Origin of the sequence: Pseudomonas tritici, assembly GCF_014268275.3 — a bacterium.
Taxonomy (GTDB): domain Bacteria; phylum Pseudomonadota; class Gammaproteobacteria; order Pseudomonadales; family Pseudomonadaceae; genus Aquipseudomonas; species Aquipseudomonas tritici.
This window is the reverse complement of the sequence record NZ_CP077084.1, coordinates 5,929,920-5,946,362: the sequence shown is the minus strand read 5'-3', so window position 1 is coordinate 5,946,362 and position 16,443 is coordinate 5,929,920. Positions and strand designations below refer to the sequence as shown.

Here is a 16,443-nt window from a genome sequence, read left to right as displayed (position 1 = left end):
CATGGCTTTCGAAGCAATGTTTGCGCCGATTCAAATCGGCAAACTGACCATCCGCAACCGCGTGCTCAGTACCGCCCACGCCGAGGTGTATGCCACCGACGGCGGGATGACGACTGACCGCTATGTGAAATATTACGAAGAGAAAGCCAAGGGCGGCATCGGCCTGGCGATCTGCGGTGGCTCCTCAGTGGTGGCCATCGACAGCCCGCAGGAGTGGTGGAGCTCGGTCAATCTGTCCACCGACCGCATCATCCCGCACTTCCAGAACCTGGCTGACGCCATGCACAAGCATGGCGCCAAGATCATGATCCAGATTACCCACATGGGCCGTCGCTCGCGTTGGGACGGTTTTAACTGGCCGACCCTGATGTCGCCGTCCGGCGTGCGTGAGCCGGTGCACCGCGCTACCTGCAAGACCATCGAACCGGAAGAAATCTGGCGCGTGATCGGCAACTACGCCCAGGCCGCGCGTCGTGCCAAGGCCGGTGGCCTCGACGGCGTGGAACTGTCCGCCGTGCACCAGCACATGATCGACCAGTTCTGGAGCCCACGGGTCAACAAACGTACCGACGAATGGGGTGGCACCTTTGAAGGGCGCATGAAGTTCGGCCTGGAAGTCCTGAAAGCCGTGCGTGCCGAGGTCGGTGACGACTTCTGCGTGGGCATGCGCCTGTGCGGTGACGAGTTCCACCCGGACGGCTTGTCCCATGAGGACATGAAGCAGATCGCCAAGTATTACGACGACACCGGCATGCTTGATTTTATCGGCGTAGTGGGTTCGGGGTGCGACACCCACAACACCCTGGCCAACGTTATCCCCAACATGAGTTATCCACCGGAGCCGTTCCTGCACTTGGCCGCCGGGATCAAGGAAGTGGTCAAGGTCCCGGTGCTGCACGCGCAGAACATCAAGGACCCGAACCAGGCCACGCGCATCCTCGAAGGCGGTTATGTGGACATGGTCGGCATGACCCGTGCGCACATCGCCGACCCGCACCTGATCGCCAAGATCAAGATGGGCCAGATCGACCAGATCAAGCAGTGCGTCGGCGCCAACTACTGCATCGACCGCCAGTACCAGGGCCTGGATGTGCTGTGCATCCAGAACGCCGCGACCTCCCGTGAATACATGGGCGTGCCGCACATCATCGAGAAGTCCACCGGGCCCAAGCGCAAAGTCGTGGTCGTGGGTGCCGGCCCGGCAGGGATGGAAGCCGCGCGCGTCGCCGCTGAACGTGGCCACGATGTGACCCTGTTGGAAAAGAAAGAATTTATCGGCGGGCAGATCACTACCGCCTCGAAAGCGCCGCAACGTGACCAGATCGCCGGTATCACCCGCTGGTTCCAGCTGGAGTTGGCACGCTTGAAAGTCGACTTGCGCCTGGGCGTGGCCGCTGATGCCGAGACCATCCTCGACCTGCGCCCGGACGTGGTGGTGCTGGCGGTGGGCGGGCATCCGTTTATCGAACAGAACGAACACTGGGGCGCCGCCGAAGGCTTGGTAGTGAGTAGCTGGGACGTGCTCGACGGCAAGGTTGCGCCGGGCAAGAACGTGCTGGTGTACGACACCATTTGCGAATTCACCGGCATGTCGGTGGCGGATTTCCTGGCGGACAAAGGCTGCCAGGTCGAGATCGTCACTGACGATATCAAGCCCGGTGTGGCCATCGGCGGTACGTCATTCCCGACCTACTACCGCAGCATGTACCCCAAGGAAGTGATCATGACCGGCGACATGATGCTGGAAAAGGTCTACCGCGAAGGCGACAAGCTGGTGGCGGTGCTGGAGAACGAATACACCGGTGCCAAAGAGGAGCGGGTGGTGGACCAGGTGGTGGTGGAAAACGGCGTGCGTCCGGATGAAGCCCTTTACTACGGGCTCAAGGACGGATCGCGCAACAAGGGCCAGATCGACGTTGAAGCCTTGTTCGCGATCCAGCCGCAGCCGTGCCTGAGCGAGGCGGGCGAGGGCTACTTGCTGTTCCGCATTGGTGATTGTGTGGCGCAGCGAAATACCCACGCTGCGATCTACGACGCCCTGCGCCTGTGCAAGGATTTCTGACGAGGTGAACTCGGCCCAATGTGGGAGCGGGCTTGCTCGCGAAGGCGGTGTGTCAGTCGATACATCCGGTGGCTGACCCACCGCTTTCGCGAGCAAGCCCGCTCCCACATTGGGGGCCAGTTTCACAGTAGACCTGTATGGTCTTTGGGAGCTTCACCATGTTGAACACCTTGCTTCCCATTTTATTATTCGCAGCCCTTGGCCTTGCCGTCCTCGGCGCCCTGCGCCGGGTGAACATGTGGCGCCGTGGCCGCGCCTCCAAAGTCGACCTGCTCGGTGGCCTGCTGGCCATGCCCAAGCGCTACGTGGTCGACTTACACCACGTGGTTGCCCGCGACAAATACATCGCCAACACCCACGTCGCCACGGCGTTGGGCTTTGTGCTGTCAGCGCTGCTGGCGATTCTGGTGCACGGTTTCGGCCTGCATAACCGCATCCTCGGCTATGCCCTGCTGTTGGCCTCGGTGCTGATGTTTGTCGGCGCCACGTTTGTCTATCTGCGCCGCCGTAACCCGCCGTCACGCCTGTCGAAAGGCCCTTGGATGCGCCTGCCGAAAAGCCTGATGGCGTTTTCGGTGAGCTTTTTCCTGGTGACGCTGCCGGTGGCCGGGATCCTGCCGGCCGACTTCGGCGGCTGGCTGTTGGCTGCGCTGCTCAGTGTGGGCGTGCTGTGGGGCGTGTCGGAAATGTTTTTCGGCATGACATGGGGCGGCCCGATGAAGCACGCCTTCGCCGGTGCCCTGCACCTGGCCTGGCACCGCCGCGCCGAGCGCTTTGGCGGTGGCCGTTCCACCGGTTTGAAGCCGCTGGACCTCGGCGATAAAACCGCGCCGCTGGGCGTGGAAAAACCCAAGGATTTCACCTGGAACCAACTGCTCGGATTTGACGCCTGCGTGCAGTGCGGCAAGTGCGAAGCCGCGTGCCCGGCCTTCGCCGCCGGCCAGCCGCTGAACCCTAAAAAGCTGATCCAGGATATGGTGGTCGGCCTGGCTGGCGGCACTGATGCCAAGTTCGCCGGCAGCCCCTATCCAGGCAAACCGGTAGGCGAGCACAGCGGCAACCCGCACCAGCCCATCGTCAACGGCCTGGTGGACGCCGAAACCCTGTGGTCCTGCACCACCTGCCGCGCCTGCGTGGAGGAGTGCCCGATGATGATCGAGCACGTGGACGCCATCGTCGACATGCGCCGCTACCTCACCCTGGAAAAAGGCGCGACTCCGAACAAGGGCGCCGAAGTCCTCGAGAACCTGATCGCCACCGATAACCCGGGCGGCTTTGCACCGGGCGGTCGCCTGAACTGGGCGGCGGATCTGAACCTGCCGCTGCTCAGCGAAAAGGGCAGCGCCGAGGTACTGTTCTGGGTTGGCGACGGTGCCTTCGACATGCGCAACCAACGTACCCTGCGAGCGTTCGTCAAAGTACTCAAAGCGGCCAACGTCGACTTTGCCGTGCTTGGCCTGGAAGAACGCGACAGCGGCGACGTGGCGCGGCGCCTGGGTGATGAAGCGACCTTCCAGTTGCTGGCCACGCGCAATATCCAGACCCTGGCCAAGTACAGCTTCAAGCGCATCGTTACCTGCGACCCGCACAGTTTCCATGTGCTGAAAAACGAGTACGGCGCCTTTAACGGCAACTACCTCGTGCAACACCACAGTACGTTCATGGCCGAGTTGATCGGCGAGGGCGCGTTGAACCTGGGCCAACACAAAGGCAACAGCGTGACCTACCACGACCCATGCTACCTGGGCCGCTACAACGGCGAGTACGAGGCGCCGCGCCAAGTGCTGCGGGCGTTGGGCATTGAGGTCAAAGAGATGCAACGTTCGGGCTTCCGTTCACGCTGCTGCGGTGGCGGCGGCGGTGCGCCGATCACCGACATTCCCGGCAAGCAACGGATTCCGGACATGCGCATGGAAGACATCCGCGAAACCGGCGCCGAGCTGGTGGCTGTGGGCTGCCCGCAGTGCACGGCAATGCTCGAAGGTGTAGTCGAGCCGCGCCCATTGATCAAGGACATCGCCGAATTGGTGGCCGACGCTTTATTGGAAGACGCCGCGCCTGCCACTTCGCCGACTAAACGCCCTGTCCAACAAAAGTCTGCGGAGGTGCATTGATGAGCGACATTATCCGCCGCGACCCACGGGCCGAATGGATCGCCCGCAACCGTCTGCACCCGCTGCACGCGGCGATGCAGCCGGTGCAACACAGTTGGATGGGGCCTAACGGCGTCATCCGCAAGAACGTCCACGGTGTTGGTTTTATCGGTCCCAACGGCATCAAGCGTATCGACCGCAGCGGCGCCCAGCAGGGCGGTGCGGCCAAGCGTACGGCAGCGGTGGAAGTGCAGTTGCCACTGCATCAGGTGCCGGCGCCGGCGTTCTACATCAACGTGGTGCCGGACATGGTCGGCGGTCGCCTGAGCAGCCACGACCGCGACCTGCTGGGCCTGGCGCGGCAACTCGCTGGCAGCGATGGCGCGGTGTTGGCGGTGGTGTTTGGCGAGCACAAGGAAAATGCGTTTGCCACGGCGGGCGTCGACCGCCTGCTGGTGCTGGAAGGTCACGAATTCGACGGTTATTCACCGGAGCAACGGGTGCAAGGTTTGCGCGCTGTGGATAACCAGTTCAACCCGCGCCACTGGTTGCTGCCGGACAGCCGCAGCGGTGGTGGCGAACTGGGCCGACGCTTTGCCGCCAGCCTCAAGGAACGCCCGGCCACGCGGGTCTGGCAGATCAAGGGCGACGAGTGCATCGGCCGCGCCGGGGCTGGCCAGGAAGACTTGGCCCGGCCGTTGGCGCGCCTGATCCTGGCGGCCGTGGAGTGCGCTGAACCGGTCAGCGAAACCCGGCATGAAGTGTTGCCCGTGGAGTTATCCACAGCCCTGGCGCGCAGCTTGCCGCGCATTGAAGATCTTGGCGCGGTGGCGGTTGACCCGGCGGCGATTCCCATGGCCGAGGCGGAATTCATTTTCTCCGGCGGCAATGGCGTGAAGGACTGGACGCTTTTCCACCAGACCGCCGCCGCATTGGGTGCCACCGAGGGCGCCTCGCGGGTGGCCGTGGACGACGGCTTTATGGCGCGTGATCGCCAGGTCGGCGCCAGCGGCACCTGGGTCACCGCGCGGGTGTATGTGGCCGTGGGTATTTCCGGGGCCATCCAGCACCTGCAAGGCATCGGTGCCTGCGACAAGGTGGTGGCGATCAACCTAGACCCCGGCTGCGACATGATCAAGCGGGCCGACCTCTCGGTCATTGGCGAAAGTAACGCGATACTGCAAGCCTTGATCGATGCGGTCGAGGCCTACCGCAACGGCGCCAAGCGCGATGCGGCTTAAGGATATGGCCATGACCACGAATGTAATCAGTTTGGTTTCCATCGGCGCCCACCCTACCTCCGGGCGCCCGCGCCGTGCGGAGCAGGACGCCCGCGCTGTCGAACTGGGTTTGCAGATGGCTGGGGATAAGTTGCAGGTGCTGCATGCCGGCAACATCGCCGAACCGACCCTGCGTAGTTACCTGGGCATGGGCTTGCCAGAGTTACATGTACTGGAGCAACCGGCTGGCAGCGATGCGTTGCCGGTACTCAGTGAATACTTGCGCGATGCCGGTGCCCAGGTGGTGCTCACCGGCAGCCAGGCCGAAACCGGTGAAGGCTCGGGCATGTTGCCGTTCTTGCTGGCCGAGCAGTTGGGCTGGCCGCTGATAGTCGGGCTGGCGCAGGTTGAATCGATCGAAGCGGGCGTGGCCCATGTGCTGCAAGCCCTGCCACGCGGCCAGCGGCGCCGGTTGAAGGTGCGTTTGCCATTTCTGGCGACCGTGGATAACGCCGCGCCCAAGCCTCGGCAAAGTGCGTATGGCCCGGCGCAGCGCGGTGAACTGGCGGCTCACGAAGTTGAAGTCGAGCAGGACGCGTTATACACAGGGGCCGTGCTGCAACCGGCCAAGCCTCGCCCCAAGCGGCTCAAGGTGATCAAGGCCAAGAGCGGCGCCGATCGTATGAAAGCCGCCACGGCCAAGGCCAGCGGCGGCGGTGGGCAAGTGCTCAAGGGCCTTAGCCCGGAAGCGGGTGCCGAGGCCATTCTCAAGTTGTTGGTTGAGGAAGGCGTCGTACGCTGATCCCCTGTGGGCGCTGGCGTATCTGTACCTGTAGTGAGCGGGCTTGCCCGCGCTGGGTGGCGAAGCCGCCCCAATAAATACGCCGCTGAGTTTCAGATAAAACCAAGTCGCCTAGTTTGGGGCGGCTTCGCCCCCCAGCGCGGGGCAAGCCCGCTCACCACAAGGATGTGTAGATTCCAAGGGCTATAGCAGGGAAGCCAGCGCCCACTTCTTAACGTCCCTTGGGCTTACCCACAATCCCTGTTGACCCGTCTGTGGATAACCTGTTCGCGGTTGTCCACAGCCCCTGTCAATCAAGCCCTCCAGCCCTCTGTACGAAAAACAACCAAGCTAACTGGCCGTTTTTGCTTGGGTTTTTCCCTGCACTCCGCCATTTAACACATCAGACTTGCCCCCATACTCTGTTGGCGCTTCTGTGGATAAGGTGTTCGCTATCGGCCACAGCCCTTATGATTAAAGGCGTTCATGAGATTGATCAAAGTCTGATCGATTTAAGCTTTTACGCAAATAAAATCCCTGCATACCGCGATTTATGAAGGTTTGAGGTGGTTTTCCACAGCGCTGTCAAAGTTGCCCCCAAAGTCTGTTGGTGCTTCTGTGGATAAGGTGTTCGCCTACCGCTACAGGGCACGTGATTCGTGGCTTTCAGTGAGTTGATCAATAAGTGATCAGGAGCGGGTGAAAACCGCTGGCTTGAATAAGTCACGGATTTTCTTCATTTAATTTTAGGCGGGAGACGTACTTGCCCACAATTGCTGTGGGTGGCTCTGTGGATAAGTTGTTGGGTAAAGGCTGGAGGGCGGGTATCTACAGGCGCTAGCGAGGCTTGCTCAAATTTTGAACAGTTAAGACATTCAACGGTGGGAACGAGCAAGCCCGCTCCCACCGTTTGATCTGTGGGTGTCAATTACTCGTGGGCGGCAACGCCTTTGAGGTAAGGCGCCGGCGCCGCGCCCAGGTTGCTCAACATGCGCTCGCTGTACCAGTCAACGAAGTTCACCACACCGAACTCGTAGGTTTTGGAGTACGGGCCGGGCTGGTAGGCGGTGGAGTTGATCCCGCGCTGGTTCTCTTCGGCCAGGCGACGGTCCTGGTCGTTGGTGGCGTCCCACACCTGGCGCATGCGGTCCACGTCGTAGTCCACACCTTCCACGGCGTCCTTGTGCACGATCCACTTGGTGGTGACCATGGTTTCCTGGGCGCTGATCGGCCACACGGTGAACACGATGATGTGGTCGCCCATGCAGTGGTTCCACGAATGCGGCAGGTGCAGGATGCGCATCGAGCCCAGGTCCGGGTTCTTGATGCGGCCCATGAGTTTGGCGCAGCCCTGTTTGCCATCCAGGGTCATCGACACGGTGCCCTTGAGCAGCGGCATGCGCACGATGCGGTTGCGCAGGCCAAAGCTGGCGTGTGCGTAAGGGATTTTCTCGGCATCCCAGGCGGCAGCGGAGGCGGCCACGTGGTCCTTGAAGGCCTGGTCGGCGCGCGGGTCGGTGACGTCGTCCCATTCCAGCAGGGTTTTCAGCAGTTCCGGGTGCGACGCGTTGCAGTGGTAGCACTCGCGGTTGTTTTCCAGTACCAGTTTCCAGTTGGCTTTTTCGAACAAGGTGGTCTGAATGGCCACCTTGGTGTTTTCCATGTCGTAGGGTTCCATGTAATGGCTCAGCGTCGACAGGAAGTCATCGATGGCCGGCGGGTTCTCGGCCAGGCTGATGAAGATGTAGCCGCCGGCGGTCTTTACGTTCACCGGCTTGAGGCCGTATTGCTTCATGTCGAAGTCGGCGCCCATCTCGGTGCCGGCGAACAGCAGGCGGCCGTCCAGTTCGTAGGTCCACTGGTGGTAATGGCAGACCAGTTTGGCAACCTTGCCCTTGTCGCTGGTGCACAAACGTGAACCACGGTGGCGGCACACGTTGTGGAACGCATGCACCACGCCGTCGGCGCCACGGATCACGATGATCGGGTTCTTGCCCACTTGCAGGGTCAGGTAGTTGCCCTTGGTGGGGATCTCGCAGGTCATGCCGGCAATCAACCACTCTTTCTGGAAGATCTCCTGCATGTCGATATCAAACAGCCGTTCATCAGAGTAGAACGGCTGTGGCAGTGAAAAGGTGCGCTCGCGCTCTTGCAGCATCTGCGCGGTGGCCTTGCGTGCGGGTTCCAGCGGATCGCCCAAGCTTAAGGTTGCGGTGACGTCCATCGTGTGGGTCCTCATGGCCATTCTGTGTGGCCGAGATAAGTGGCTAATCAGGTTTGCAGCAAGGCGTAAAGAAAGCGTCTGTGTTGGGAGCGAGTGTGGGGCCGCCGATGCGCCGAACCTTATCCATGGGCGACATGGCCCAACCTGATCCCGACGCGCAAGCCTAGGTCGTTGGGGGCTGGTCGCGATAAGTATGTGAATGTCGCAGATAGGTAAATGGGTGGTTCTCGCGTTACGCAGAATCGCCACCATAAGGCCGACGTCGGCGGTGGAGAACAACATGTCCAGTAATTTCCTGAATCCGGTAACCACCCAGACCTGGGCCAATGGTCGGCACATTGTCCGTTGCGTCAAAGTCATCCAGGAAACCTGGGACGTGCGCACCTTCTGTTTCATGGCCGACCAGCCGATCCTGTTCTTTTTCAAGCCAGGGCAGTTCGTCACCCTGGAGCTGGAAATCGAAGGCCAGCCGATCATGCGCTCCTATACTATTTCCAGTTCACCGTCGGTGCCTTACAGCTTTTCGGTGACCATCAAGCGTGTGCCGGGCGGCAAGGTTTCCAACTGGCTGCACGATACCCTTCATGAAGGGCAAGAGTTGGCGGTGCACGGGCCGGTCGGTTTGTTCAACGCCATCGACTTCCCGAGCCCGAAAGTGTTGTACCTCAGCGGCGGCGTCGGCATCACGCCGGTGATGTCCATGGCGCGCTGGTTCTATGACACCAACGCCAACGTCGACATGACGTTTATCCACAGCGCCCGTTCGCCCAAAGACATCATCTACCACCGCGAGCTGGAGCACATGGCATCGCGGATCGACAACTTCAGCCTGCACCTGATCTGCGAGAAACATGGGTTGGGTGAGCCTTGGGCGGGGTATCGCGGTTACCTGAACCACAAGATGCTCGAACTGATGGTGCCGGACTTCCTGGAGCGCGAAGTGTTCTGCTGCGGCCCTACGCCGTACATGAACGCGGTGAAACGCCTGCTGGAAGCTGCGGGTTTCGACATGGCGCGTTACCACGAGGAATCCTTCGGCGCGACGCCAGCGGAAGCCCGTGCGGATGCGGTGGAACAAGCCGAACAAGCCGCCGACGCGCCGGAAATCGATCTGGCGGATCTGCACCAAGTGGAGTTCATCGCGTCGGGTAAGAGCATTCGCGTGGCACCGGGCGAAACCGTGCACGCGGCGGCGGCCAAGCTTGGGCTGTTGATCCCGAAAGCCTGCGGCATGGGCATCTGCGGAACGTGCAAGGTGATGAAGCTGGGTGGCGAGGTCGAGATGGACCACAACGGCGGGATCACCGAGGAAGACGAAGCCGAAGGCTACATCCTGTCGTGCTGCAGTGTGCCGAAGGGGGATGTGCGCATTGAGTTCTGATGCTCAATACAGCCCAGGCCGACGGTCCTGATGAACGTGATTGTGGCCGCTGATTGACTTGTCCCGGGCCTGCGCCAGTGGCAAGTCAGCCACTAGCTGGTGTTCCTCCGGATGGGAGGTCGCGCCGGCCAATGGGTAGCCGTCAGCGTCGACGATGACCGAGCCGCCCACCCAGTTGACGCCGCGTTCCTCGCCATAGCGGTCGCACGCGGCGATGAACATGCGGTTGACTGCCGCGTTGGCCTGGACCCGCACGATCTCTGCCGGCCTTTCACCTGCAGGCCGCGCGCCTTCTGGCCAGTTCACCGGCGCGCAAAGCAGGTCCGCGCCGGCCAGCGCTGGCAGACGTACCCACTCGGGCAGTTCCAGGTCGTAGCAGATCATCACGCCGATCCGTCCGACGGCGGTGTCGACCACTGGCGGCGGCGAGTCGCCGGGGGTGAATATCAGCTTCTCGCGGTCCCACAAATGCGCCTTGCGGTATACCGTCAGCCGCCCGGTGGGTTCGACCAGTGCGGCACTGTTGGCAACGCGTCCCGCGCTCAGGCGCTCGCAGAACCCTGCGACGATGATGATTCCCAGCTCAAGCGCCAGGCTTTTCCACAGGCTAAGGGTCGGGCCGTCAAGTGTCTCGGAGACCGTGTGAGCTTCGTCCTGGTCGGTGAATACGTAACCGCTTTGGATCAGCTCTGGTAGGACAACTACGTGGGCGTTGAGGTTGGCGGCCGCGCGGATCGAGCGTTCGGTCAGCGCGCGGTTGTAGTCGGCCTCGCCGATACGCGGCGCCAGTTGATGGCAAACGACGCGTAGCGTCTCCATGACTAGTCTCCTTCTAATTGATGTTCGCTGGCCTGCATGGCCAGCGACTCGGCAGCGTGGTCGAGGTGGCGAGTCATCACGCAGTAAACCAGCGCCGAGACTGCCAGGCCTATCACGAACGCAATATCGGCGCCGCCCAACATCGTGCTGATGGGGCCTTGGTAAAAATCCAGAGCCATAAAAGGAATCATAGCGGCTAAACCGAGGAAGTACGCGGTGAGCCCGGCACCCGACCAACGCCCATAGATGCCGGCCGGGTTGAATATGTCGCTGATTGCGTAGTGCCCTTTTCGTACGACGTAGAAGTCTGCGAGGTTGACGGCCGTCCAGGGCACCAGGAAATACAGCATCAAGAGCACGAAGGTGTTGAAGCTGCTCAGGTAGCTCTCAGGGATGCTCAAGGCAATCACGAAAATGATTGCGGCCACCAGGCTGATCCCGACGATGCGGCTCTTGATCCTGGGTTTGATCGGGACAAAACCGTCAATGGCGCTGATCCCGGTGAGCATCGCGCCATAACAGTTGACGGCCATGATGCCGACCAGCGCCGGCACGGCAATCAGCACGGTAAAGGTGCCAAACCCAGGCAACAGTTGGTTGCCCACGGCCTGGACACTGCCAATGGCGTCGGGTGAGGGCAGCGCCGAGGCCAGGAATGCGCCCAACGACATCAACCACAGCGCCGAGCCCGCAGCCCCCAGGTAGGTCCAGAGGATGACACTGCGCGACGGCGTGCTGTGGGGCAGGTAGCGCGAGTAATCCGAGACATACACGGCGTAGCTGATCTGATAGCCCGCAGCGGCTGACAATTGGATCAGGAAGGCCGACCAGGAAAAATGTGCGTCGGCCACGGCTGAATCGGCCTGCAGGTGCAGCAAGGCCGCGACGGTCAGGACCGCGAAGACACTGATCATCACGTAGGTCAGCCAGCGTTGCACGGTGTGCAGGAGGTCGTGGCCGATGACGGCGATCACCACCGCAAGGATGATCATCAATGCATACCAGGGCGCGCGGTGGCCGGGCAGCACAGTATTGATGGCGTCGGTGGCCAGGATGACGTTGAACACGTTGAAACCGATGTACACGAAGACCACTGCGACAAACGGCACGATGGCGCCACGCAGGCCGAACTGGGCGCGCGACTGGATCATCTGCGGCAAGCCCATGCGCGGTCCCTGGTTGGCGTGGAACGCCATGGCGAACGTGCCCAGGCACACGCCGATTACGATCGCCAGGATCGCGTACATCAGGCTCAGCCCCAAGGCTGCGCCGGTAAACCCGGTGACCATGGTGGTGAGCACGAAGTTGCCGGTGAACCAGAACGGCGCCTGATGCCACACCTTGCCGTGGCGTTCATTGCGCGGCACGTAGTCGATGGAGCGGGTTTCGATTTTCAGCGTGCTGGAGGCGGGAGCAGCCGATCGGTCGGAGGGCATGTTCATAGGTATCACGGTCTGTTTTTATTGAGTGAGTTGCGCAGAGTCTTGTAAGCAAAAAAACAATTGAATCGGCATTTTCAAATAATCACTTTATGAATCTCTGAACTGAGTGCGCAAAACCCTCTGGAATAAGGTTTGCCTTACTGATTCACTTTTTTATTTCCAACGGATATAGAGACATTTCCTACGAGTCACTACGCTGAAGAACACATTCGTCGTAGTCACCTTTCGCAGTGAAGCAGTAGGTGGACGTCCTGTTTGCACACCAAGGATGATTGCCATGTCTGCTATTCCCTCCCGAAGTAAAGGCGCTGCGCGCTTGCTTGCCAACGATGTCAGTGCACTGGTTCCTGACTTTCCTTTTCATTACCGTCGGTTCCTTGATACCGCCGTGAGTAACGGCACTCCGTTGGCGCAGGTTTCCAGCCTGGCGTATGGCAGCAAGGTGTTGATCGTCGGCGCAGGCGTTGCGGGAATGGTGGCGGCCTATGAAGCCATGCGCATGGGTTTACACCCTGTGGTGGTAGAGGCCAGTGATCGTATTGGTGGGCGGCTGTATTCCTACGTGGCGGGTGATCCGCAAGATCCGGCGAACAGTGTGATCTGTGAAATGGGGGCGATGCGCTTTCCTGTGTCAGGCAAGGCGTTGATGCACTATTTCGAGAAGGTCGGCATGACGGCCAACTCGGCGGATTTTCCCAACCCTGGTTCGGCGGCAACCTCCAGTACGGTAGTCGACTACCAGCAAAAACAGACCTATTACGAAGGCAATAACCTGCCGCCGGAATACGCCGAGATTGAGCGGTTGTTGTTCGAGGTGTTCCTTGAGCAGGACCCGATCAAGTTCACCGAGATGGAAGCGGCAATGTCCGAGGGCAGCATTGATCAGGCCAAGATCAAGACCTTGTGGAACGCAATCCTGGATGCGGGTTGGGACAACCTCAGTTTTTTTGCCGCGATGGTCGAGCAGGCGGGGTGGAGTCGCGAAGACATTGATCTGTTCGGCCAGATCGGCTTCGGCACCGGCGGTTGGAACACCGACTATCCCAATTGTTTCCTGGAGGTGCTGCGGGTGCTGTATACCGGGCTGGATACCAACCATAAGTTGATGTTCGACGGTTCCAGCGAGCTGCCAACACGGTTATGGAGTCGCGCCCCGGATACCTTTGGTGACGCCATGGCGCATTGGCCTGCGGGCACCACTGTCCAAGGCCTGACGACCCAAGTCATTGCCCAGCCTTTAAAGCAGGAGGTGCGGCAGATTATACGTCGCCCGGATGGCGAGTTCGACGTATGGGTGTACGACCATAATCTGGGAGACGATCGTCAATACACTTTTCCTGCCGTGGTCTACACCCCTCACAAGCGGATCCTCGACAAATTCCGCTACATGGATGGGGCCGCCCGCTTCAATCAAATGAATGACCTGTTATCCCCAAAGGAATGGGAAGCGGTGATGTACACGCACTACATGCAATCCGCCAAAATCTTCGCGCAAACCCAGCGGCCCTTCTGGACTGATGTGGAAGCAGATTTTCAACACAAGATGAGCGTGACCCTGTCGGATCGCATCACCCGTGGCACCTACCTGCTGGACTACAGTCAAGGCCTCGGGCCTTACAGGGGGAGCGGTATGTTTTTGTCTTATACCTGGAATGACGACAGCCTCAAATTCCTGGGGGATCGCAGTGCGCCGCAGCCGTCCCACGTGCAGGTGTGCACAAGCTTGCTGGACAGCGTGTATGCCCCTCATCAGTTGAACCTGGCGGCTGAGTTCGGCATGACCAACCCCTTTGTCGAAATCAACTGGGAGGAGCAGCCGTTTTTCCTGTGCGCGTTCAAAATGAATCTGCCGGGCCAGTACGAGTACCAGCGCTTGCTGTTTTCTCAGTTTATGAACGGTGTGCAGGGTCCGAAACCCGATGGGTTCATTCTGGCGGGTGACGACGTTTCGTTCACGGGAGGCTGGGCAGAAGGAGCGGTGACGACGGCCTTGAATGCCGTCAATAAGCTGGCGTTGAAATTCAACGGTGGGACCTTTCTCACAAACCGCGGCCCCATTGATGATTGGCAAGCGCTTCAGCCGAAGGCCTTGTGAGCGAAATCACATCAGTCCCGCGTCGCAGGTCATGAGTCTGCGGCGCGGGCGTTAGTGGTTAGCGCACGAAAAGGTTGATGATGTATCCGCCGGATGCTGTCATTTCGAACTCTTTTCCAGTCACGGTAAAGGTTCTGGACGGCTCGATGATGGTGTCGCCGACGTTGGCCAGCTTCCTGAGGTCGTCCAGGCTGACGAATGTAGCATCGACGTCGGCACGCAGCTGAGAATCAGTGGTGTAGCATTGAATTTCCATGATGTTGCCCTCTATAGGATTTCCATTTCCAGCCGATTGTTCGGCAGGCAGTCAGCCCCGAAAAACGCGTCCGTCTGTTCGGGGTGACGAGATCCTACTCAAGGAAGGGGGTAGATAGATACTGTCAGAAATACGTACAAACAGTCTCTGAAACGCTGCTGAAAGCCCCGTGGTTTCAGGCCTCCATCACTTTCCGAATATCCGCCGCCAATTCTCTTACACGTTCTTCCTCGGTATCCCACGCACACATGAAGCGTGCGCCGCCTTTGCCGATAAAGGTGTAGAAGCGCCAGCCCTTGGCGGTCAACGCGGCAATCGCCGGTTCCGAGAGTTGCAGGAATACGCCATTGGCCTGCACAGGGAACATCAGCTCAACGCCAGGAATATCCGCCACCAGGCTGCTCAGCAGTTGTGCGCAGTGGTTGGCGTGACGGGCGTGTTTGAGCCAGGCGTCGTTTTCCAGCAGGCCTACCCAGGGGGCGGAGAGGAAGCGCATTTTCGAGGCCAGCTGGCCCGCTTGTTTGCAGCGATAGTCGAAGTCTTCCGCCAGTTTGTGGTTGAAGAACAGGATCGCTTCGCCCACCGCCATGCCGTTTTTGGTACCGCCAAAGCACAGCACATCTACGCCGGCCTTCCAGGTCAGGTCCGCTGGCGAGCAGCCGAGGAAGGCGCAGGCGTTGGAGAAACGCGCGCCGTCCATGTGCAGGTTCAGGCCCAGTTCCTTGCAGGTGGCGCTGATGGCGCGGATTTCTTCCGGGGTGTACACGCTGCCGACTTCAGTGGCCTGGGTAAGCGTGACCACGCGCGGCTTGGGGTAGTGGATGTCCTGGCGCTTGAGGGCGATCTCGCGGATCGACTCCGGGGTCAGTTTGCCGTTTTCGGTGCGTGCGGTGAGCAGCTTGGAGCCGTTGGAGAAAAACTCCGGCGCGCCGCATTCGTCGGTCTCGACGTGGGCGGTTTCCGAGCAAATCACGCTATGGTAGCTCTGGCACAAAGAGGACAGCGCCAGGGAGTTGGCCGCTGTACCGTTGAAGGCGAAGAACACTTCGCAGTCGGTTTCGAACAAGTTGCGGAAACCGTCGGCGGCGCGGTGGGTCCATTCATCATCGCCGTAGGCGCGCTGATGGCCTTGGTTGGCTTGTTCCATGGCGGCCCAGGCTTCCGGGCAGATGCCGGAATAGTTGTCACTGGCGAATTGTTGGCTCTTGTCGGTCATGGCCCATTCCTATGGTCGATGTTGGTGCGCACTGTAACCAAGATTGTCGCGGGTGCGCACGCACTGTAAATGCAAAGTCACTGGGGAATTATGCACGGTACTGAAACGATTCCTGTCGGACGCGTCCGTGATGGCGCCTTGGATTTGCTCAAGTGGCTGGCGCTGTTGAGCATGGTGCTGGACCACCTGCGTTATGTCGGTTTGAACCTGGATGGCTTGTATGTGCCGGGGCGCCTGGCGTTTCCGTGGTTTTGCCTGGCGATTGCGGCGAATTTGCATCGGACGAGAATCGCGCCTGTCACGGGCCAGTGGCGGTATCTGGGATGGTTGTTGCTGTTCAGCGTGATCAGCGAAGTGCCGTATCGGATGTTTATCGATGATGCCGATACGTTGAACGTGCTGCCAACCTTGGCGTTGGGGTTGCTGGTTGCGCGAGGATGGCAGCAGAAGGCGCTTTTTGATCGAGGATTGGCGTTGATTGCCGTCGTAATCGGCGCTGTATTTTCCACGCACCTGATGTTCGGTTTTTTTGGTGTGTTGCTGCCGCTGGCGATGCTGTTGGTGTTTCGCCGGCCCTGGTATTTAAGCGTGTTGCCGGGGTTGGTGTGTGTGGCCGCCAATCAATGGCAGGTATTGCTCAATAGCGGCACGCCTGTCGCGTTGATGGGGTTGGCCGCCTGCCTGATCGCGCCATTGGCGGGATTAGTCCTGTTGCGACATGCCAAAGATGTCGCGCCCCCGGCCATGCGCCGTTGGGCTTACGCCCTCTACCCCCTGCATTTCCTCCTGCTGCTGCTCGTTCGCAAGATCATCGCGTAACCCTTGTGGGAGCTGGCTTGTCGAATCGTCGAACC

The 16,443-nt window shown here is 60.3% G+C and carries 12 protein-coding genes; 7 read left to right on the top strand and 5 right to left on the bottom strand.

Features of this window, described 5'->3' with window-relative positions; translation table 11 throughout:
• Position 1: 1 nt before the first annotated feature.
• From dgcA to etfB, 4 genes are all read left to right on the top strand, one after another.
• Positions 2–2,062, top strand: a complete 2,061-nt coding sequence (dgcA, locus tag HU722_RS27315) for a dimethylglycine demethylation protein DgcA (RefSeq protein WP_065871861.1) — start codon at positions 2–4, stop codon at positions 2,060–2,062.
• A 158-nt stretch (positions 2,063–2,220) separates the two neighbouring features.
• Complete coding sequence (dgcB, locus tag HU722_RS27310; protein WP_065871860.1) at positions 2,221–4,176, top strand: dimethylglycine demethylation protein DgcB; 1,956 nt, start codon at positions 2,221–2,223, stop codon at positions 4,174–4,176.
• Positions 4,176–5,396, top strand: coding sequence for an electron transfer flavoprotein subunit alpha (gene etfA / locus HU722_RS27305; RefSeq protein ID WP_065871859.1), 1,221 nt, complete (start codon positions 4,176–4,178; stop codon positions 5,394–5,396). Before dgcB ends, etfA begins: the two co-directional genes overlap by 1 nt.
• Before the next feature lie 10 nt (positions 5,397–5,406).
• Positions 5,407–6,177 carry an electron transfer flavoprotein subunit beta gene (gene etfB, locus HU722_RS27300; RefSeq protein ID WP_015886252.1) on the top strand — a complete coding sequence of 257 codons (771 nt, stop codon included), beginning with the start codon at positions 5,407–5,409 and terminating at the stop codon, positions 6,175–6,177.
• 907 nt (positions 6,178–7,084) lie between these two features.
• Here the strand turns inward: etfB and gbca are convergent.
• Positions 7,085–8,380, bottom strand: a complete 1,296-nt coding sequence (gbca, locus tag HU722_RS27295; protein WP_065871858.1) for a glycine betaine monooxygenase oxygenase subunit — start codon at positions 8,378–8,380, stop codon at positions 7,085–7,087.
• A 280-nt stretch (positions 8,381–8,660) separates the two neighbouring features.
• Between gbca and gbcB the strand changes: the two genes are divergently transcribed.
• Positions 8,661–9,761 carry a glycine betaine monooxygenase reductase subunit gene (gene gbcB / locus HU722_RS27290; protein ID WP_065871857.1) on the top strand — a complete coding sequence of 367 codons (1,101 nt, stop codon included), beginning with the start codon at positions 8,661–8,663 and terminating at the stop codon, positions 9,759–9,761.
• A 3-nt stretch (positions 9,762–9,764) separates the two neighbouring features.
• Here the strand turns inward: gbcB and HU722_RS27285 are convergent, their stop codons facing one another.
• Together HU722_RS27285 and HU722_RS27280 are read right to left on the bottom strand one after the other, a co-directional pair.
• The gene (locus tag HU722_RS27285; RefSeq protein WP_065871856.1) at positions 9,765–10,580 is read right to left on the bottom strand and encodes a nitrilase family protein; all 816 of its coding nucleotides are present in this window, start codon (positions 10,578–10,580) and stop codon (positions 9,765–9,767) included.
• A 2-nt stretch (positions 10,581–10,582) separates the two neighbouring features.
• A complete protein-coding gene (locus tag HU722_RS27280; protein WP_175405802.1) occupies positions 10,583–12,016 on the bottom strand; it encodes a purine-cytosine permease family protein in 1,434 nt (477 codons plus the stop codon).
• A 283-nt stretch (positions 12,017–12,299) separates the two neighbouring features.
• Between HU722_RS27280 and HU722_RS27275 the strand changes: the two genes are divergently transcribed.
• The gene (locus HU722_RS27275) at positions 12,300–14,117 is read left to right on the top strand and encodes a flavin monoamine oxidase family protein (protein ID WP_065880155.1); all 1,818 of its coding nucleotides are present in this window, start codon (positions 12,300–12,302) and stop codon (positions 14,115–14,117) included.
• A gap of 58 nt (positions 14,118–14,175) precedes the next feature.
• Here HU722_RS27275 and HU722_RS27270 read toward each other — a convergent pair whose 3' ends face one another.
• Both HU722_RS27270 and HU722_RS27265 read right to left on the bottom strand, forming a co-directional pair.
• Positions 14,176–14,373, bottom strand: coding sequence for a hypothetical protein (locus tag HU722_RS27270; protein ID WP_065871853.1), 198 nt, complete (start codon positions 14,371–14,373; stop codon positions 14,176–14,178).
• 175 nt (positions 14,374–14,548) lie between these two features.
• Positions 14,549–15,589, bottom strand: a complete 1,041-nt coding sequence (locus HU722_RS27265) for a threonine aldolase family protein (RefSeq protein WP_058426659.1) — start codon at positions 15,587–15,589, stop codon at positions 14,549–14,551.
• 90 nt (positions 15,590–15,679) lie between these two features.
• Here HU722_RS27265 and HU722_RS27260 point away from each other — a divergent pair, with 90 nt between their 5' ends.
• Positions 15,680–16,408: a TraX family protein gene (locus HU722_RS27260; protein WP_065880154.1), complete on the top strand. Its 729-nt coding sequence runs from the start codon at positions 15,680–15,682 to the stop codon at positions 16,406–16,408.
• The last annotated feature ends 35 nt before the right edge of the window (positions 16,409–16,443 follow it).